We start from the raw sequence: 18,804 nt of genomic DNA, 5'->3' as shown, positions 1-18,804 counted from the left end.
CCGGCAGCAGCCGGGGCGGGGCGGTACGGAGCAGGTCGGGCGACACGAGCGGTCGGCGATCATCCCTCCAGCAGCCGCTGGAGACGGTCGAGCTCGGCGCGCAGCGCGCCGACGGCCTCCGCCGGCGTCGTCGCCACGGGTCGCGCCGGGTCACCGCGCAACCCGCCGACGGCGAGCCCGGCCAGCTCCTCGCACACGGCGTCGAGGTCGTCGCGCCCCCCTGGCTGGTACCACCAGGCGACCCAGTTGCTCATGCCGATGATGCCGAGCGCCGCGACCCGCGGATCGACGTCGCGGAACGACCCGTCGGCGACACCTTCGGCCACGACGCCGGCGAGCAGGCGCAGCACGGCGCGCCGTCCCGCGGCGTGGGCCGCCGCGATCTCCTCGGGGAGGTCGGCCTCGGAGCGCACGAGCAGCTGGAAGCGTGCAGCGTGCGAACCCTGGCGTCGCGCGATCGTGGCCGCGATGCCGTGCACCCGGTCGGCCGGAGAGAGGTCTGCGCGCTCGGCGACGGCGGCGATCTCGGCCGCCGCGCTCTCGGTGATCTCCGAGACCAGGCGGGCGAGCAGCTCGTCCTTGCTCCGCACGTAGTGGTAGAGCGCGGGACGCGTCAGGCCGACGGCGTCGGCGATGTCCTGGAAGCTCGTCCCGGCGAAGCCGCGCTCGGCGAACAGCCGGGTGGCGGACTCGTAGATCTCCTGCTCGACGAGCGAGCGCCGCGTGTTCGTCCGGGGGCGGCTGGGCTGGGTCTCGTCGGCGCTCACGTGCCCACGCTAGCGACCGCGGGTCGTGACGCCGCACACCACCGGGCCACGCCAGGCACCCGACGGTAGACCTGTGGCAATGGCCATCTTACGCATCCGTTGACTTTCCATCACCGGCGTTGAATGCTGGAGTGGTCGAAAGGAACCCAATGGCACCAGTACGCGTGGGGCTCGTCGTCCCCAGCTCCAACGTCACCGTCGAGACCGAGATGCCGGCCCTCCTCGGGCGGCACGCCGACGCCACGTTCTCGTTCCACTCCACCCGCATGCGGATGGCGCGGGTCTCCCCCGAGCAGCTCGCCGCCATGAACGCCCAGCGCGAGCGCTGCGTGCTCGAGATCGGCGACGCCTCGCCGGACGTGATCCTGTACGCCTGCCTCGTCGCCCTCATGGCCGTAGGCCCGGGCGAGCACCAGCGCGTCGAGGCCCTCGTCGCCGAGCAGCTCGCCACGGGCGGCAGCGACGCCAAGGTGCGCTCCAGCGCCGGCGCGCTCGTCGAGGGCGTGCGGGCCCTGGGCGCGTCCCGGATCGCGCTGGTCACGCCGTACGTGCGGCCCCTGGCCGAGAAGGTCGTCGCCTACCTGGAGGCCGAGGGCCTCGAGGTCGCCGACTGGCGCGCCCTCGAGGTCGAGGACAACCACGCCGTGGGCCGTATCCCCGGCGACCAGGTCATGGCCGCCGCACGGTCGCTCGACCTCACCGGCGTCGACGCGCTCGTGATCTCCGCCTGCGTCCAGATGCCCTCGCTCGACCTCGTCGAGACGGCCGAGCAGGAGCTCGGCCTGCCCGTGCTGTCCGCCGCGACCGCGGGCGCCTACAGCATCCTGCGCGCCACGGGCCTCCCCGTGGCGATCCCCGGCGCGGGCTCGCTCCTGCGCGCCGACCTGGCCGTCGGCGTCTGAGCCGCCCGCCCCCACCAGCCCACCCCCACCGGAAGGACATCCGATGAGCGACCTCGGTGACCAGCACCTCGTACGGGGCGTCGACCACGCCGCGTTCCCGACCTTCGACCCCGCCGGGACGGTGCGCTTCTACCGCGACACCCTCGGCTTCCCGGTCGTGCACTCGATCTGCGCAGCGGGCTGGGGTCCGGAGAACCACCCGGACTTCATCCACTTCTTCTTCGACATCGGCGGTGGCGACCGCATCGCCTTCTTCTACTACTTCGGCCTGGAGCCGCCGCAGTCCGGCGCCAAGGGCGACGTCTACGCCCGCTTCGACGCCGACGTGCCCGAGTTCTTCGTCCGCTCGCGCCACCTCGCGCTCCACGTCGACACCGAGGACCACATGCTCGAGTACCGCCGCCGCCTCGACGCCAGCGAGTGGCCGGTCGAGATGCAGATCCAGCACGAGACCATCGAGTCGATCTACACCCACGACCCGAACGGCTACATGGTCGAGATCACCCGGGCGATGCGCCCGGTGATGCCCCAGGAGGACCTCGACGCCACCCTCACGATCGACGCGCTCGTCGACATCGTGCAGCGACCCGGCGCCGGGATGGATGACCTGCTGGTGCGGAAGGCCGAGCTCATCGTCGAGCGCGCCGAGCGCTGGGAGCGCGAGCGCGTCGGCGCCACCGGCGCCGGGCACGGGATCACCGCCCCCGACGGCGCCGCCGCCCCCGGTCTCGCCGTCTCCCCTGAGGGGCCGGTGTCGTCGTGACCCACCGGCTCTTCATGCTCGACGTGCCCGAGAACGTGCCCATCGCGGGCGTGGCCGCCGACCTGCCCGACGTCGAGGTCGCCAAGGTCGGCCCCTACTTCGCCCTGACGTCCGCTGCGCCGATCTCGATCGACCGGCGCTCGACGGGAGCGCGGCACGCCGTCTGGTACAGCTGCGTCGCCGGCCTCGACGGGTGGCGGATCGCGCAGTGGGACAAGGACGCCCTGCGCACCGAGGCCCGCGCCGGAGCGGACGCCGACGCCGGGACCGACACCGACACCGACACCGACACCGACACCGACCGAGGATCGGGGGCCCGGTGAGCGCCGTGACCACCACCGTGCACGAGCTGGCCACCGTCGACCGCGCGAAGGTGACCGGCGTGCTGCGCGCGCCGGGCGGCGCGCGCACCGTGGTGACGATCATGCACCCGCGCCAGGACGTCACCCACCACGCGATGGTGCCCCACCTCCTGGAGGCCGGCCACGCCGTCTGGACGCAGGGCTCGCGCTCGCCAAACAACGACCTGAACCTGCTCCACGAGCAGGCGATCGTCGACTTCGCCGCCGGCCACGCGTTCCTGCGGGACCAGGGCTTCGAGCGGGTCGTGAGCCTGGGGCACTCCGGGGGCGCGACACTCGCCGCGTTCTACTGCGAGCAGGCGTCCCTGCCCCCGGGCGAGCGGCTGGTGGCGACCCCCTCGGGCCGGGCCGTCGCCCTCGCCGAGGCGGTGATGCCCCTGCCGGACGGCATCGTGTTCATGGCCCCCCACCCGGGCCAGGGCGCGCTCCTGGAGCGCGTCATCGATCCGTCCGTGACCAACGAGGGCGACCCGCTCTCAGTCGACCCGTCGCTCGACCCGTTCTCCCCGGCCAACGGCTTCGTGCCGGCGCCGGCCAGCTCGTCGTACGACGTCGAGTTCGTCGCGCGCTACCGCGCGGCGCAGACCGCGCGGATCCGGCGGATCGACGCCGTCGCGCGCGCCCACGTCGAGGCCACCGCGGCCGCTGCGGACGCGTACGACACCGCGCACGACGTGGCGGACCGCCGGGCGGCGCTGGTCCCGCGGGTCATCCCGGTGCACCGCACCGACGCCGACCTGCGCAACGTCGACCTGTCGCTGGACCCCAACGAGCGGCCCTACGGCTCCTTGTTCGGTCGCCGACCCGACCTCGGCAACTACGGGCTGCCGGGGTTCGGCCGCCTGTCGACCGCCGAGGCGTGGATGTCGACATGGAGCGTCACGACGACGCGCGCGGACTTCCTGCGCAACGCGCCGGCCGTGACGGTGCCGAGCATGCTGGTCGAGTTCACCGGCGACCAGGCGTCCTTCCCGGCCGATATCGCCGCGATGAGCGATGCCCTCGGCAGCGACGACCTGACGGTGACGAGCGTTGCCGGCACGCACTTCGGCGGTTCGGTCCGCAAGGGCGAACCGACCGGCAGCGAGCTGGCGGCGGCGCAGATCCGGACGTGGCTCGACGAACGGTCCTGACCCCCCGCGAGCCCCGGGCGGACGAGACGCACGCGACGCACGAGAGGGCCGCCCGACCGGGGCGGCCCTCTCGCGTGCGTGTCGGCGCTGCCTGCACCGGATCACCCCTCGGGCACCAGCTCCACCAGGTCGGCCCGCCCGCTGGCGAGCGCCGCGGCCGCCACGGACCGGTCGGCGGGGGCGACCCGCACCACCGTGAGGGCGCCGGCCTCGCGGCGCACCCGCTCGGCCAGCTCGCACACGTCGAGCGCCGCCGAGCGCGTCCCGGTGCCCGGGGCGGGCTCGACCGCCACGGCGCGACCCGCGGCGGCGGCGCCCGACGCCGCCGCCACCGCCGCGTCGCCGCCCGCCCCCCAGGCGTCGGGGACGGCGCTCAGCACCCACGGGTCGAGCCCGGCGGCGGCGGGGGCGTCGACCAGCCGTCCGGGCAGCCGGACCGGGTCGCGCCGCAGGGGCTGCTCGAGCACCCAGTCGTCGAGCCGGGCGTCCGGCACCCCGGTGGGCGCGACGCCGGCGTACTGCTCCAGCCCGGCGCGCGCGACGGCCGGCGCGAGAGCGGCGAAGCGCTGCAGGTCGACCTTGCCGGCCCGGGTCATGTACGCCACCAGGAGCCGCTCGACCGGCAGGTCCAGCCGCTCCGGGAAGGCGTCCCACCAGCGCATGCTCCGCTCTGCGGTGTCCTGGAGGTGCTCCACGGCCGGGCGGCGGCGCTCGTCGTACGCCGTCAGTGCCGCCGCGACGCTCGCGTGCTCGGCGAGGGCTGCGACGAGCGCGATGCCGTCCTCCATGGCCAGCTTGGTCCCCGACCCGATGGAGTAGTGCGCCGTGTGGGCGGCATCCCCGAGCACCACGAGGTCGTCGAGGTGCCACCGGGCGCACCGCACCGTGCGGAACCGCAGCCAGCGGGTGCGGTTGCCGACGAGCGGGCGACCGTCGAGGTCGTCGTCGAAGACCTTCGACAGGAAGGCCAGCGACTCCTCGTCGCTCGCGTCGAGGGGCGTGCGCCCCGTGGTGGCGTCGAAGCCGGCCCGCCGCCAGGTCGCGGCGTCCGTCTCGACGAGGAAGGTGCTGCGGTCGGCGGCGTAGGGGTAAGCGTGCGCGACGAACGTCCCCACCGGGGTCTCGACCGGGCGAAAGACGGCGCTGGGCAGCGCCTGCTCGGTGCCGGCCCAGAGGTAGAGGTTGTCGTGCGTCGTGACGCGCGCACCGAGCTCCGCGGCGTACCGCTCGCGCACCGTGCTGCCGATCCCGTCCGCGGCGACAACGAGGTCGACGGCGGGGTCGGAGCGCAGCTCCTCGACGTCGACCCGGCGGCCGTGCTCGATCCGCACCCCCGCTGCGAGGGCGTGGTCCCGGAGCACCTCCAGGAGCGTCGACCGGCCGATCGCGATGAGGTTGCCGACCGACAGCTGCACGCGGCTGTCCCCCACTGCCATCGCCATGTCGTGGGGGTGCGAGCGGGCGACGATGTCGTCGAAGGTGGCGGGATCGGCCGCGGAGAGGTTGCGCTGCGTGCGCGTGGCGAGCCCGACGCCGAAGCCGAACGTCGTCGCCGGCGGCGACTGCTCGTGGACCCGCACGTCGCAGTCCGGCCAGCGCAGCTTCAGCAGCCGCGCGACGTACAGACCTCCGGGCCCACCCCCGAGAACGGCCACAGATCGCAGGTCCATCGACGGTCTCCTCTCCTCTTCGAAAGCCCGACCGTACGATGGACCGACAGGTGCGTCAATCTTTTGACACCGACGTCCAGCGATGGCTAGCGTCACACTTGACCACGAGGTGCGCACGCTGTCCACGCCCACCGGACCCCGCACCACGACGAGACGACGGAGGTCCGCCATGGATGCCACCACCGACTGGGCCCGACGTGTCACCAGGCCACCCGCGGACGAGGTCGCACGGCTCCGCGAGGTCGGCGTGCTGGGACGCAGGACGATCGCCGACGAGCTGCGCGCCGTCGCCGACGCCTTCCCGGACCGCGAGGCCGTGGTGACGCCCGACGCCCGGCTGCGCTACCGCGAACTGGACCGCGCGGCCGACCGGGTGGCCGTCGGCCTGATGGACCGAGGCCTCCGGCCGGGGCAGACGGTGCTGCTCCAGGTCGGCAACCGCATCGAGGTCGTGGTGGCCTGGTACGGCCTGCTGAAGGCCGGCCTCGTGCCCGTCTGCACGTTGGCGGCGCACCGCGCCCACGAGATCGGCGCCATCTCCCGTCGTACCGGCGCGGTGGCCCACCTGGTGGAGGCCGGCGGTTCCGCCGACCTCGTCGCGTTCGCCCGGGGACAGGCCGTCGACCACCCGACCCTGCGGCACCTGCTGACCGTGGGGGCCACGGGAGACACCCCCGGTGCGCGGGTCGAGGACCTCGGCGCTGACGTCGACGCCGCCGAGGCGCGGGCACGGGTCGACCGCGTCCAGGCGACGATCAACCCCGACGACGTGGCCGTGCTGCAGCTGTCGGGCGGGACCACCGGCGTACCGAAGGTCATCCCGCGGATGCACGCCGAGTACTGGTTCAACGCGCGGGCCTACGCCGCCGGCTGGGGATGGGATGCGACGACGCGCAACGGGCACATGATCCCGCTCGTGCACAACGCCGGCATCGTCTGCGGGCTGCACGGCCCGCACAGCGTGGGCGGGTGCCTCCTGCTGACGCCCGCCGACCTCGACGTCGCCCTCCCCGTGCTTGCCGCGGAGGGCGTGACCGACCTGCTCGTCGGTCACGGGCACTACCGGGCCGTGCCGCGCGACGACTTCGCCGCCCTGGCCCCGACGCTGCGCACCGTGGTGCTCTCCGGGGCCAAGGTGCCCGACGCCCTCTTCGAGCGGCTCGAGCAGCTCGGCGTGTGGAGCGGACAGCTGTTCGGGATGGGTGAGGGGTTCTTCGCCATCACCCACCGCGACGCCCCGCGGGAGGCCCGGCTGCGCACCGTCGGCTCCCCGCTGTGCCCCGACGACGAGTACCGCGTCCTCCACCCGGGCACCGAGGAGGAGGTGCCGCCCGGCGAGGTGGGCGAGCTCGTCTGCCGCGGGCCGTACACGCTGCGCGGCTACCTGGACGCTCCGGAGCACAACGCCCGTGCCTTCACGCACGACGGCTTCCTCCGCACCGGCGACCTCGTGGCAGAGCGCACCATCGACGGCCGGACCTACCTCGGCGTCGAGGGCCGCATCAAGGACGTCATCAACCGCGGCGGGGAGAAGGTCAACGCCGAGGAGGTCGAGCTCGTCCTGCTCCGCCACCCCGCGGTCGCGGCTGCTGCCGTGGTCGCGATGCCCGACGAGCGCCTGGGCGAGCGCACCTGTGCCTTCCTCGTGGCGACCGACGCCCCGGTGGGACTCCCCGACGTACGGCACCACCTCGCCGAGATCGGCCTCGCCAAGTTCAAGTGGCCCGAGCGTCTGGAGTGGGTCGACCGGCTGCCGACGACCGCCGTCGGGAAGCTTGACAAGAAGCGGCTCGCCGCCGAGATCGCGGCACGGGTCGCGGCCGAACGGCCCCCCGCCGCCGAGCCCCACGCGGGCCTGACCGCCCCGGCGGTGGGCCCCGCCTGAGGCGGGGGGTGTCGGGCTGGCCCGACACCGGACCGTCCGGCTCACCGGCTGCCGGGCGGGGCGACGTTTCCCTAGCGTCGTCGTCATGACCGAGACTCTCGACGTGCCCCTCGCCGTGCCCCCCGACGCCGCCCTCCCCGGGGCGGCCGCACCCGCGGGGCCGGCGGGTCCTGCGGGCGCCACAGGTGCCGCCGCGCCGCCTCCGCGCGGCTGGGGCGCCCGCCTCGCCGCCGAGACCGGGTACGCCGCCTCCGCCCTGCCGCTGGCGGTCGTCACGTTCACCCTCGTGCTCGCCGGCCTGGTCGCCGGGATCTCGCTGTCGTGGCTCGTCGTCGGGCTGCCGGTCCTGGCGGGCACCGCGCTGCTGGCCCGCGGGCTCGCCCACGTCGAGCGGGTGCGCCTGCGCACGGCGCTGGGGCGCCGGGCGCCCTCACCGGCCTACGCCCGGGCGCGCGAGGACGTCGGGTGGCTGCGGCGGGTGCTGACCGTGCTGCGCGACCCGCAGTCGTGGCTCGACGTGACGTGGGCGCTGCTGTCGTCCGTCACGGGCGTGGCGATGGCCGCCGTCGTGCTCGGCTGGTGGGCGGGCGTGGCCGGCGGGCTCACCTACTGGTTCTGGCAGCGCTGGCTGCCGGACACCGAGGGCGCGACCCTCGCCGAGCTGCTGGGGATGGGCGAGGGCCGCGGCCCCGAGACCGTGCTCAACACCGTCTTCGGCGTGGTCGCGCTGCTCCTCCTGCCGTGGGTCGTGCGGATCGCCGTGGCCGCGCACGCCGGCCTCGCGGAGGCGCTGCTGTCGAGCCGCGCCAGCCTCCAGGACGAGGTACGTCGGGCGACCGGCGGCCGCGACGCCGCCCGCGACGCCGAGGCGCGCTCCCTGCGCCGCCTCGAGCGCGACATCCACGACGGCCCTCAGCAGCGCCTCGTGCGCCTCGCCATGGACCTCGGCCGCGCCCGCCACCAGCTCGACCAGGACCCGGAGCGGGCGCGCGACGCCCTCGACGCGGCGTACCAGCAGGCGCGGGACGCGATCGACGAGCTGCGGGCCCTCTCCCGGGGCATCGCCCCGCCGCTCCTCGTGGACCGGGGCCTCGGGCCCGCGCTCGAGGAGCTCATCGCCCGCGCCGACGAGCACGTCGACCTCGTCGTCGAGCCCGCCCTGGCCCACGGCCTCCCGCCGCACGTGGAGACCGCCGTCTACTTCGTGGTGGCCGAGCAGATGACCAACGTCGCCAAGCACAGCGGCGCCGGCGTGGTCGCCGTCGACGTGCTCACCGTGCCGACCCCCGACGGCGACGCCGTGCGGGTGCAGGTCGCGGACGACGGTGTCGGCGGCGCGCACCTCGGCAAGGGCTCCGGACTCGCCGGCCTCTCCCAGCGCGTGCGCGGGCTCGGCGGCACCCTGGTGCTCGACTCGCCCGCGGGCGGCCCGACGGTGCTGCGGGCGGAGGTGCCGCTGCGTGGGTGAGGTGGGCGGTCGCGGGGACGGGGCGCACGGCCTGCGGGTCGTCGTCGCCGACGACTCGGTGCTGCTGCGCGAGGGCCTGCAGCTGATCCTCGCCGACGCCGGCCACACCGTCGTCGCGACGGCGGGCGACGGCCCGGGCCTCGTGGCCGCCGTGCTCGAGCACTCCCCCGACCTCGCCCTCGTCGACGTCCGCATGCCGCCCTCCCACACCGACGAGGGCCTGCGGGCCGCGGTCGAGGTGCGCCGGCAACGGCCGGGCGCGCGGATCCTGGTGCTCAGCCAGTACGTCGAGGTGTCCTACGCCGACGAGCTGCTCGCCGCCGGTGAGGGCGGGGTGGGCTACCTGCTCAAGGACCGGGTCAGCGAGCTCGGCGCGTTCCTCGACGCCCTGGGCACGGTCGCCGGTGGCGGCACCGTGCTCGACCCCCTCGTGGTCGCGCAGCTGATGCGCCGGCGCCGCGACCCGCTCGCGGCGCTCACCCCGCGCGAGCGGGAGGTGCTCGCGGCGATGGCCGAGGGCCTCTCGAACGCCGCGGTCGCCGAGCGGCTCGGCGTCAGCGAGGGCGGGGTCGAGAAGCACACGCAGCGGATCTTCGCGAAGCTCGGCCTGCACGCCGACGACGGGCAGCACCGGCGGGTCAAGGCCGTGCTGGCGTTCCTGCGCTGACGGCTCACCGGTACGCCGCGGGGTCGGCGCCCAGGGCCGCGACCTGCTCGACGAACCACGGGCTGAGCGCCCACGGCGCGCGCTCGACGGTCGCCCAGACGTCCTCGACGCGGGCCCAGGCGTGCTCCGCCACCTCGTCGGGGTCGGGGCGCAGCGCGTCGTCGGTGCGCGCGACGAAGACGGGGCAGATCTCGTTCTCGACGACCCCGCTGGCGTCGACGGCCCGGTAGCGGAACTGCGGCAGCACCGGGCGCACGTCGTGCACGTCGACGCCGAGCTCGCGCCGGCCGTAGCGCCGCACCGCGTCGGCGACGTCCTCGCCCGGACGCGGGTGACCGCAGTACGAGTTGGTCCACACCCCGGGCCACGTCCGCTTCACCAGGGCCCGCCGCGTCATCAGCAGGCGGCCGTCGCGGTCGAGGAGGTGGCAGGAGAACGCCAGGTGCAGCGGGGTGGTCGTGCTGTGCACCCCGACGCGGGGGGCGGTGCCGCGGGGCGTGCCGTCGTCGTCGACGAGGACGACGAGGTCCTCCTCGACCGGGCTCTGCGGGGACGGGGAGACGGGCACCCTGCCATCGAACCAGGCGGGCCCAGCGGCCCGCATGCGGGCGGGCGGACGGGGGTACCGGCCACCTGATCGCGGGACGGCGCCCCGGCCGGCCGCTCGGACCGCTCCCCCTACCACCGGTCCCGCAGACTGCCAGGACGAGAGGAGAGCGATGAGCGCCTGGTTGCAGGGACCGCGGCGGGGGACGGTGCCGCGCCCCCACCTGCAGTACGACGAGGTGGCCGACGCGAGCGCGTCGCTCGTCATCTCCTCCTACTCGTCCTCCTTCGGCCTGGCGTCCCGCCTGCTCGCCGAGCCGGTGCGCGGCGACGTCCGCAACGTCTACGCCCTCGTGCGGGTGGCCGACGAGATCGTCGACGCACCCCGCCCGGACCAGGACGCCGACCAGCAGCGCGCCGCCCTCGACACCCTGGAGGACGAGCTGCACACCGCGCTCGCCTCGGGGTCGAGCAGCAACCTCGTCGTCCACGCCTTCGCCCGCACCGCCCGCCGCTGCGGCGTCGACGCCTCGCTGACCACCCCGTTCTTCGCCTCGATGCGCACCGACCTCGAGCGCACCGAGCACGACGAGGCGAGCCTCGCCGACTACGTCTACGGCTCCGCCGAGGTCGTCGGCCTCATGTGCCTGCGCGCCTTCCTGGCCGAGGACCCGCACCGCCGCGCCCGGTACGACGAGCTCGCCCCCGGCGCGCGACGCCTCGGCGCGGCCTTCCAGAAGATCAACTTCCTGCGCGACCTGGGCGAGGACAGCGACGACCTCGGGCGGCGCTACCTCGTGGGCCTCGACCCCGACCGTCCGGCGGACGCCGACCGCGACCGCTGGCTCGACGACATCGACGCCGACCTCGAGGCCGCCGCCGCCGTCGTCCCGGCCCTGCCGCGCAGCAGCCGCGTCGCGGTCTGCACGGCCCACGACCTCTTCGCCGAGCTGTCGGCCCGCCTGCGCCGCACCCCCGCCGAGGCGCTGCGCCACCAGCGGGTGCGGGTCCCCCCGGTGGTGAAGGCCCGGCTCGCCGCGGCCGCCGTGGCGCGGCGCGGCCGGCCCCGCACGCCGAGCGCCGTCGTGGCCCCGTGAGCGCCGACCCCCGCCGCGTCGTCGTCGTGGGCGGCGGCGTCGCCGGCCTGGCGACCGCCGCGCTGCTGGCCGCCGACGGCCACGACGTCGAGCTCGTCGAGAAGAACGCGGAGCTCGGCGGCCGCGCCGGCTCGTGGGAGACCGACGGCTTCCGCTTCGACACCGGCCCCTCGTGGTGGCTGATGCCCGAGGTGTTCGACCACTTCTTCCGCCTCCTCGGCACGACGACGCAGGAGCAGCTCGACCTGGTGCGCCTCGACCCGGGCTACCGCGTCTTCTTCGAGGGCGAGACCGCGAGCGTCGACGTGGCCGCCGACGAGGAGCGCAACCGCGCGATCTTCGAGGGCATCGAGGAGGGCGCCGGCGCCGAGCTGGCGGCGTACCTCGCCACGGCCCGCGAGACCTACGCGATGGCCGTCGAGCGCTTCCTCTACACGAGCTTCGACACCCCGGGCGCGTACGCCGCCCCCGCCGTGCTGGCCCACGGCCCGCGCCTGGCGGGGCTGCTGACCCGCAGCCTCCAGAGCCACGTCGCGTCGCGGTTCACCGACCGCCGGCTGCAGCAGGTGCTCGGCTACCCCGCGGTGTTCCTCGGCTCGTCGCCCGAGCGCACCCCGGCGATGTACCACCTCATGAGCTGGCTCGACCTGGCCGACGGCGTGCGCTACCCCGACGGCGGCTTCACCCGCCTCGTCGAGGCGCTCGCCCGACTGGCCCGCGAGCGCGGCGCGCGGCTGCGCACCGGGGCGACCGTGACGCAGGTGCTGACCGCGCGCCGTCGTACCGGCTCCCCCCTCGACCGGCGCCGGGCCGAGGTCACCGGCGTGCGGCTGCGCGACGCGGACGGCGAGGAGCACGTGCTGCCCGCCGACGTGGTCGTCGGTGCGACCGACCTCCACCACGTGGAGACCACGCTGCTGCCGCGTGCCCTCCAGACCTTCCCGCAGTCGTTCTGGGACAAGGCGGTGTCGGGGCCGGGCGCGGTGCTCGTCTACCTCGGCGTGCGCGGCGGGCTGCCCGAGCTGGCGCACCACTCGCTGTTCTTCACGAGGGACTGGAAGAGCAACTTCGACGCGATCTTCGAGCAGCCCACGCGGGTGCCGACGCCGGCGTCGATCTACGTCTGCAAGCCGTCGGCCACCGACGACTCGGTGGCCCCGGACGGCCACGAGAACGTGTTCGTCCTCGTGCCCGTGCCGCCCGACCCCGGGCTCGGCCGCGGGGGCGTCGACGGCGCGGGCGACCCCGAGGTCGAGGCGACCGCGGACCGCGCGATCGCCCTCGTCGCGGAGTGGGCCGGAGTGCCCGACCTGGCCGAGCGCGTCGTCGTGCGCCGCACCGTCGGCCCGGCGGACTTCGTGGCCGACGTCAACGCGTGGTCCGGCGGCGCCCTCGGCCCCGCCCACACGTTGCGACAGAGCGCGTTCTTCCGCGCGGGCAACCGCTCGCGCAAGGTGGAGGGGCTCTACTACGCCGGGCACAGCACGGTGCCGGGCATCGGGCTGCCCATGTGCGTCATCAGCGCCGAGCTGGTGCTCAAGCGCCTGCGCGGCGACCGCTCGGTCGGGCGCTCGCCCGAGCCGGCGCCCGAGCCCGCGCCCCGCGTGGGCGACCGGGTCTGAGGCCCGCTCCCCGATGGGGACGAGAGGCGAGCGCGCCGAGGAGGCCTACGCCCACTGGTCGCGCCTGCACGGCGGCCTCGACCCGCGCGGCTCGGCCTGGGTCGCGGGGTGGGTGCGCCTCACCCACGCCTGCGCGCGCCCGCTGGCCCGGCGCGGCGTGCACCCCGACGTCGTCACGCTGGCCGGGGTGCTGCTGACCGCCACCGTGCCCGCGCTGGCCGCCCTCGGCGCCGCGTGGCCGCTGGTCGCCGTGGTGCCCCTCGTGGCGGCCGCCGTGCTCGACGGCGTCGACGGGGCGCTCGCCGCGCAGACCGGCACCGACTCGACGTGGGGGCGCGTGCTCGACGCGCTCGCCGACCGCTGCGCCGACCTGCTGCTGCTCGCCACCCTCGGGGTGCTCGGCGCGCCCTGGTGGCTCGTCGCCTCGGTGGCGGGGCTGACGCTCCTGCTCGAGTACGCGCGGGCGAGCGCCCAGGCCGCGGGCATGACCGGGCCGGGGGCGGTCACCGTGTGGGAACGCCCCTCCCGGGTGCTCGTCGCCGCGTTCACCGCGGCGTCCTGCGCGGCCGAGTGGGCGGCGCGGACGACGGGGGTCGACGTGCTGCCGCGTGTCGACGGCGCGGTGCTGGCCACGACCGGCGCGGCCGTCGGGCTGGGACTGGCGCTCGTGGGCACGGGGCACGTGCTCCGCGCCGTGCGGCGCGCGCTGGTCTGAGGCCCGGCTCGCTCGGCGCCGGTCGAGACCGGATCAGCGCCGGGGCGGCCCGACGAGCCCGGCGACGATCCGCGCGGAGAGCACCACGAGCGGCAGCCCGCCGCCGGGGTGCGCGGAGCCCCCGACGAGGAACAGGCCCGGCACCGGCGAGGCGTTCGCCGGGCGCAGGAACGCGGCCCGCGCCCCGTTCGAGGAAGTGCCGTAGATCGAGCCGCCGGGCGTGAGCGTGCGGCGCTCGAGGTCCGCGGGGGTGAGGACCGTGCGGTGCCGCAGCCGGCGTCGTACGTCGAGACCGCGCTCGGCGAGCAGGTCGAGCACCGCGTCGGCGTGGGCGGCGGCGAGCCCCGGCGCGTCCCAGTCGGTGCCGTGCCCCGGGTCGTGCGGCGGGGCGTTGACGAGCACGAACCAGGCGCCCGTGCCGGGCTCCGGCACGACGCTCGGGTCGTCGGGCGCCGCGACGTACACGGTCGGGCGCTCGACCGGGCGCGGCCGTCCCCTCCGGCCGAAGACGGCGTCGAACTCGGCGTCGTAGTCCTCGGTGAAGAACACCTGGTGGTGCGGCGTGCCGACGGGCGGGTCCTCCACCCCGAGGAGGAGCGCGACGCCGGACAGCGACGGCGTGGTGCGCCGTACCCGGGTCGCGGCCCGGCGCGCCGTGGCACCGCGCACGAGGCGCTCGTAGACCTGGCGGGCGTCGGCGTTCGCGACCACGACGTCGGCCGCGCGGCGCGTGCCGTCGGCGAGCACGACCCCGTCGGCGCGACCGCCCGCGCCCGTCGTCACCTCGACGACCTCGGCGCCGGTCTCGACCTCGCCGCCGAGCGCGACGAGGCGCTCGACGAGGGCGGTGGCGATGCGGCCGAGCCCGCCGGGGACGTACCAGGAGCCCCACGCCTGCTCCGCCCACGGCACCGAGGCGAGCGCGGCCGGAGCGCGGCGGGGGTCGGAGCCGGTGTACGTCGCGTACCGGTCGAGCAGCATCACGAGCCGCGGGTCGTGCAGGTAGCGCCGCCCCAACCCGCGCAGCGAGGCCCACGGCGCGACGGTCGTGACGTGGGAGAACCGCCGCGACAGCCGCACCATGTCGCCGACGCCGATGGGCGACTCGAGGAACGGCTCGTGGGTGACGTCCCAGATCCGGCGGGCCCGGTCGAGGAACGCCGACCACTCCTCGCCGCGGCCCGGCCCGAGGGCCGCGTCGAGCGCGGCCGGCACGGCGGCGACGTCGCCGGGCAGGTCGAGCACGGTGCCGTCGGGGAACGTGTAGCGGCACGCCACGTCGAGGCGCTCGAGCGGCAGCACGTCGCGCAGCGGCGCCCCCGTGTCGGCGAACAGCTCCTCCAGCACGTGGGGCATCGTCAGCAGCGAGGGGCCGGTGTCGAAGAGGAACCCGTCGGCCTCGAGCACGCCGAGCTTCCCGCCGACCGCGGGCGCCTGCTCGAGCACGGTGACCCGGTGGCCCAGCGCCTGCAGCCGCACGGCGGCCGCGAGCCCGCCGACGCCGGCGCCGACCACGACGACCCGGCTGGTGGGGCCCGACGGGGTGCCGGTCGGGGTGTCCGTCACGCCGGCACCTCGACGGGACGGCCCTTCCAGCGCAGCACGCCGCGCCGGCGGGCCACGACCGAGTCGGCGGTCAGCGCGCCGAACGCGACCACGGAGACCGGGTGCGCGAGAGCGTCCGCGACCCTCCCGCCGGTACGACGCGCGACGAGCGCCCGGGAGGCGACGCCCGCGGCGTACCCGACGAGGCCCGCGCGCGAGCCGCCCAGCGCCGCGACCGGCGGCACGACGTAGGCGAGCGCGAAGAGGGCCGTGACGGCACCGGCACCGGCGGGCGAGCCGAACGCCGCCCACAGCGACTTGCGGTAGCCGGCGCGCACCTCGGGCCACCCGTCGTACATGCGGCACGTGGCGACCGCGCTGCCCTCCGCGACGACGCCGCGGCCGCCGGAGCGCTTGACTGCGCGGAGCAGCCCGATGTCCTCCAGCACGTCGCCGCGCACGGCCTCGTGGCCGCCGGCGCGGGCGTAGGCGCGGGCGTCGACGACGAGGAGCTGGCCGTTCGCCGCGGCCAGGGACGGGCGCGGGGAGGTCTCGGCGAGCCCGAGGGGCAGGGTGCTCATCCACGACCACTGCAGCAGCGGCTGCACGAGCCGCTCGCCGACCCCGCCGACCTCCTGGCGGGGGTAGGGGCAGACGAGGTCGAGGCCGGTGGCGCGGAGCAGGGCGACGGTCGCGACCAGGGCGTGGGGCGCGAGGCGCACGTCGGCGTCGACGAACACGAGGACCCCGTCGGGCAGTCCCGTGCCGGCGTCGGACCCGGCGCCCGCGGCGCGGGCCAGCTGGTGGCAGGCCCACGGCTTGCCCAGCCAGCCGGGCGGCGTGGGCTCACCGGCCAGCACCTCGAGGCGCGGGTCGGTCGCGGCGAGGCGGTCGAGGACCGCGCGCGTGCCGTCGGTGGAGCCGTCGTCGAGCACGAGCACCCGCACCGGGCCGGGCCAGCGGTCGGCCGCCGCGCGGACAGCGACGAGGCAGGACGCGACGGCGTCGACCTCGTCGCGCACCGGCAGCAGCACGGCGAGCGGCTCGGGCGTCGCCGTCGCCCCCGGGTCGGGCGCGCGCAGGCGGCGGAGGTTGTCGAGGGTGAGGCCCAGCGAGGCCACGGCGACCCCCGCGCCGGCGCGGACGAGCACGCGGCCCGCACGGGCCCGCCGTACCCCTCGGGTCGGGCCCGTCACGACGGGTGGCCCTGACGCGTCCGGGGGCCCTGGGGCTCCGCGACCGCCCGGGCGGCCCGCAGCTCGCGCACGACCCCGACGGCGAGCGGCACGGCGACGAGCCCCATGACGATCCCGCCGACGAGCGCGACCGGGGGCCGGCCGAAGAAGGCGAGGTGGGCGAGGACGGAGGAGAAGTAGGTCCACAGGTAGACCACGACGGGCACGGCGTCGTCGCGCAGCGGCGCCCGGTCGCCCGCATCGCGGCGGCCCGCGTCGCCGTGGCCCGCGTCGCGGCGGCCCGCGTCGCCGTGGCCGGGCAGGAGCCGGTCGAGCACCGCCACCATGAGCAGGGAGACGAGCAGCCAGCCGGCGAAGTTGGTCAGCGGGATGCCGGTGACCCCGGGGAGCGTCGGGTGCGGGTCGGCCCAGACCCAGTGGCCCGCGTCGACCATCTGCGGGTCGAGGAAGACGTCCCACGCGGTGAGCGCGAGCGCACCCACGAGCGCCGTGGCGACCGGGCCGCGGGAGCCGGCGAGGCGGCGGGCCACGACGAGCGCGGGCCACGCCATCATCACCCAGGCCAGCGGCACGAGGGCGGGCACGTCGAGCACCTCGAGCCCGAGCGTGCCCGTGTACTCGTAGGCGCCGAACGGGTAGCCCGTGCGCGTCCCGACCGCCTCGGCGACGAGGCCGCCGCCGCCCGCCACGACGAGCAGCACCAGCGCCGCGCCCGGGCCGCGGGTCGCGGCGGCGTGCACGAGCGAGGCCGCCGCGAGGAGCAGCACGCTGCCCGTCGTGAGGGCCAGCGTCCCGCCGTCGGTGAACGGGAACGCCATCTGCACCAGCACCGTCGCACCGGCCAGCACCCAGGCGAGCCGGGTCAGGGGTCGGGTCACGGGGTCCTCCCCTCGTAGGTGCCCACGACGTCGCGCACGGCGAGCCGCGCGAACAGCTCCTCGGCGTACCAGCGGGCGGGTTCGGTACGGCGGACCGCGGCGCGGTGGGCCGCCGAGCCGTGGGCGAAGCGGGTGAGGGCCTCGGTGGAGTCCCACAGCGAGAAGGTGCCCTGCAGCCCGATGGGGGCCTCACCGACGCCGAGGGCGAGCCGCAGGCCGGGCGTGCCGGTGAGGTCGGCGACGACGGGCGGGACGGCCCGCCAGAACGACGGCGCGCGCGTGGGCCGCAGCCGGGCGCGGGTGATCGAGGCGACGGGGGCGGCGGACCCGGCGTCGGGGTCGTCGCCGCGGCCGTCGTGCGGGGCCTGGAAGGGGCCGGGGCCGAACGGCTCGACGCCCGACCACAGCCCGCGCGAGGACAGCGGCGTCATCGTCACCCGCAGCTCCTCGTGGCTCGCGTCGCGCCACGACCGCAGGGGGCGGGCGTCGGCGCCCGCCGCGGCGGCCGCGGCGTCCTCCCAGACGGTCAGCAGCGCCCAGTGCCGCGGGTCGGCGTCGCGCGGGGTGAAGGTGCGGGCCGAGCCGGTGCCGAGCAGCTTCGCGAACCGCAGCCCGGGCAGGCGGCGCACGGCGCGGGGACCGACCGCCATCCGTCCGAGCGCGGGCAGCACCCGGTCGACGCCCCACACGCGCAGCTCGACGACGGGGCCGGAGCGGTCGGGGCTCACACGATCGCCTCGCGGCCACCGCGGACGCGGAGGTCGAGGGCGCGGGTCACGGTCCAGCCGAGGAGCACGACGACGTGGAGCACGTAGAGCCACAGGCCCACCGCGACCACGCCACCGACGACGCCGAGCCCGCCGAACGGGACCCCGACGTCCACGGGCAGCGCGAGGAACAGCTGGAAGCCGTGGAGGAACCCGGCGAGGAACGACCCGGTGCCGAGCGCGCCGGCGATCGCGACCCAGGTCAGGGGACGCTCGGGCATCACGACGAGGAACACCCAGGCCAGCAGCACGGCGAGCACCAGCCAGACGGCCACGAAGCCGAGCACGATCCGCAGCACGCGGTCCACCGGGCCTCCTCCGCCACCCTCGGGTGCCAGCGGCACCAGTGCGTCCCCGGTTGCCAGGAGCGCCCAGGCCAGCACCGGCAGCGCGAGGAGGGCGGGCATCAGGGCGAGGCGTGCCCGCCAGCCCGTGAGCCGGTCGGGGTGCGGGGCGAGCGCGAGGCCCGCGCGGCGCAGGCCCTCGCCGTAGAAGGAGGCCGGGAACAGCACGATGACCGCGCCCAGCAGGCCCAGGTGGGCGGCGGCGTGGACGAGGGCGTCGTACGACGGTCGCGCCCCCATGTCGGGCGGCACCAGCACCCGCAGCTCGAGGAGGCGCTCCTCCGCCGCGCCCGCGCCCGAGCCCCAGGACGACGTCCACAGCGCGAGCAGGAGCCAGGGCACGACGGCGATGCCGGAGAAGTAGGTGAGCGTGGCGGCGGCGCCCGAGAGGTCGCGGCCCTCCAGCAGGCGGCCGGTGCCTCGCAGCAGGCCACGGGTCTCGGCGACCCCGCTGCTCCAGACGCTCATCCCGCCCCT

18 protein-coding genes are annotated in these 18,804 nt (G+C 76.2%); 10 read left to right on the top strand and 8 right to left on the bottom strand.

Features of this window, described 5'->3' with window-relative positions:
* Positions 1-59 precede the first annotated feature (59 nt).
* Positions 60-767 (bottom strand): TetR/AcrR family transcriptional regulator, encoded by a 708-nt coding sequence (locus tag ACOACO_RS05020; protein WP_420295146.1) that lies wholly within the window; start codon positions 765-767, stop codon positions 60-62.
* A 149-nt stretch (positions 768-916) separates the two neighbouring features.
* Here ACOACO_RS05020 and ACOACO_RS05015 point away from each other — a divergent pair, with 149 nt between their 5' ends.
* Genes ACOACO_RS05015 through ACOACO_RS05000 form a run of 4 tightly spaced genes read left to right on the top strand, consistent with a single transcriptional unit; the run spans position 917 to position 3,927 of the window.
* Complete coding sequence (locus ACOACO_RS05015) at positions 917-1,669, top strand: maleate cis-trans isomerase family protein (protein ID WP_420295145.1); 753 nt, start codon at positions 917-919, stop codon at positions 1,667-1,669.
* A 43-nt stretch (positions 1,670-1,712) separates the two neighbouring features.
* Positions 1,713-2,432, top strand: a complete 720-nt coding sequence (locus tag ACOACO_RS05010; RefSeq protein ID WP_420295144.1) for a VOC family protein — start codon at positions 1,713-1,715, stop codon at positions 2,430-2,432.
* Entirely contained in the window at positions 2,429-2,755 is a 327-nt protein-coding gene (locus ACOACO_RS05005) for a hypothetical protein (protein ID WP_420295143.1), read from the top strand. Before ACOACO_RS05010 ends, ACOACO_RS05005 begins: the two co-directional genes overlap by 4 nt.
* Complete coding sequence (locus ACOACO_RS05000) at positions 2,752-3,927, top strand: alpha/beta hydrolase (RefSeq protein ID WP_420295142.1); 1,176 nt, start codon at positions 2,752-2,754, stop codon at positions 3,925-3,927. The genes ACOACO_RS05005 and ACOACO_RS05000 overlap by 4 nt, the downstream gene beginning before the upstream one ends.
* Positions 3,928-4,028: 101 nt before the next feature.
* Here the strand turns inward: ACOACO_RS05000 and ACOACO_RS04995 are convergent, their stop codons facing one another.
* The gene (locus ACOACO_RS04995) at positions 4,029-5,597 is read right to left on the bottom strand and encodes an FAD-dependent monooxygenase (protein ID WP_420295141.1); all 1,569 of its coding nucleotides are present in this window, start codon (positions 5,595-5,597) and stop codon (positions 4,029-4,031) included.
* A gap of 169 nt (positions 5,598-5,766) precedes the next feature.
* On the opposite strand from ACOACO_RS04995, the gene ACOACO_RS04990 reads away from it, so the two are divergent.
* The 3 genes from ACOACO_RS04990 to ACOACO_RS04980 all read left to right on the top strand — a co-directional run bounded on the left by ACOACO_RS04990 (position 5,767) and on the right by ACOACO_RS04980 (position 9,617).
* Entirely contained in the window at positions 5,767-7,482 is a 1,716-nt protein-coding gene (locus ACOACO_RS04990) for a (2,3-dihydroxybenzoyl)adenylate synthase (protein ID WP_420295140.1), read from the top strand.
* An 85-nt stretch (positions 7,483-7,567) separates the two neighbouring features.
* Positions 7,568-8,950, top strand: coding sequence for a sensor histidine kinase (locus ACOACO_RS04985; RefSeq protein WP_420295139.1), 1,383 nt, complete (start codon positions 7,568-7,570; stop codon positions 8,948-8,950).
* 31 nt (positions 8,951-8,981) lie between these two features.
* Positions 8,982-9,617 carry a response regulator gene (locus ACOACO_RS04980; protein ID WP_420296299.1) on the top strand — a complete coding sequence of 212 codons (636 nt, stop codon included), beginning with the start codon at positions 8,982-8,984 and terminating at the stop codon, positions 9,615-9,617.
* Positions 9,618-9,621: 4 nt separating this feature from the next.
* On the opposite strand, the gene idi is transcribed toward ACOACO_RS04980, so the two are convergent.
* Complete coding sequence (gene idi, locus ACOACO_RS04975; RefSeq protein ID WP_420295138.1) at positions 9,622-10,185, bottom strand: isopentenyl-diphosphate Delta-isomerase; 564 nt, start codon at positions 10,183-10,185, stop codon at positions 9,622-9,624.
* A gap of 151 nt (positions 10,186-10,336) precedes the next feature.
* Here idi and ACOACO_RS04970 point away from each other — a divergent pair, with 151 nt between their 5' ends.
* The 3 genes from ACOACO_RS04970 to ACOACO_RS04960 are packed head-to-tail and all read left to right on the top strand — an operon-like array spanning position 10,337 to position 13,597.
* A complete protein-coding gene (locus ACOACO_RS04970; RefSeq protein WP_420295137.1) occupies positions 10,337-11,260 on the top strand; it encodes a phytoene/squalene synthase family protein in 924 nt (307 codons plus the stop codon).
* The gene (crtI, locus tag ACOACO_RS04965) at positions 11,257-12,882 is read left to right on the top strand and encodes a phytoene desaturase family protein (protein ID WP_420295136.1); all 1,626 of its coding nucleotides are present in this window, start codon (positions 11,257-11,259) and stop codon (positions 12,880-12,882) included. Before ACOACO_RS04970 ends, crtI begins: the two co-directional genes overlap by 4 nt.
* Before the next feature lie 13 nt (positions 12,883-12,895).
* Positions 12,896-13,597, top strand: coding sequence for a CDP-alcohol phosphatidyltransferase family protein (locus ACOACO_RS04960; protein ID WP_420295135.1), 702 nt, complete (start codon positions 12,896-12,898; stop codon positions 13,595-13,597).
* Positions 13,598-13,630: 33 nt separating this feature from the next.
* Here ACOACO_RS04960 and ACOACO_RS04955 read toward each other — a convergent pair whose 3' ends face one another.
* From ACOACO_RS04955 to ACOACO_RS04935, 5 genes are read right to left on the bottom strand one after another with little or no spacing between them, the layout of a single operon-like run.
* Positions 13,631-15,163 (bottom strand): phytoene desaturase family protein, encoded by a 1,533-nt coding sequence (locus ACOACO_RS04955; protein ID WP_420295134.1) that lies wholly within the window; start codon positions 15,161-15,163, stop codon positions 13,631-13,633.
* Positions 15,160-16,338: a glycosyltransferase gene (locus ACOACO_RS04950; RefSeq protein ID WP_420295133.1), complete on the bottom strand. Its 1,179-nt coding sequence runs from the start codon at positions 16,336-16,338 to the stop codon at positions 15,160-15,162. Before ACOACO_RS04950 ends, ACOACO_RS04955 begins: the two co-directional genes overlap by 4 nt.
* Positions 16,335-17,216, bottom strand: coding sequence for a carotenoid biosynthesis protein (locus ACOACO_RS04945; RefSeq protein ID WP_420295132.1), 882 nt, complete (start codon positions 17,214-17,216; stop codon positions 16,335-16,337). The genes ACOACO_RS04950 and ACOACO_RS04945 overlap by 4 nt, the downstream gene beginning before the upstream one ends.
* On the bottom strand, positions 17,213-17,944 hold the full coding sequence (locus ACOACO_RS04940; protein WP_420295131.1) for a hypothetical protein: 732 nt from the start codon (positions 17,942-17,944) through the stop codon (positions 17,213-17,215). The genes ACOACO_RS04945 and ACOACO_RS04940 overlap by 4 nt, the downstream gene beginning before the upstream one ends.
* Positions 17,941-18,795 carry a YhjD/YihY/BrkB family envelope integrity protein gene (locus tag ACOACO_RS04935; RefSeq protein WP_420295130.1) on the bottom strand — a complete coding sequence of 285 codons (855 nt, stop codon included), beginning with the start codon at positions 18,793-18,795 and terminating at the stop codon, positions 17,941-17,943. Before ACOACO_RS04935 ends, ACOACO_RS04940 begins: the two co-directional genes overlap by 4 nt.
* Positions 18,796-18,804: the final 9 nt, after the last annotated feature.

This window comes from Nocardioides sp. CPCC 205120 (assembly GCF_048654585.1).
GTDB lineage: Bacteria > Actinomycetota > Actinomycetes > Propionibacteriales > Nocardioidaceae > Nocardioides.
This window is presented reverse-complemented; position numbering and strand designations above follow the sequence as displayed.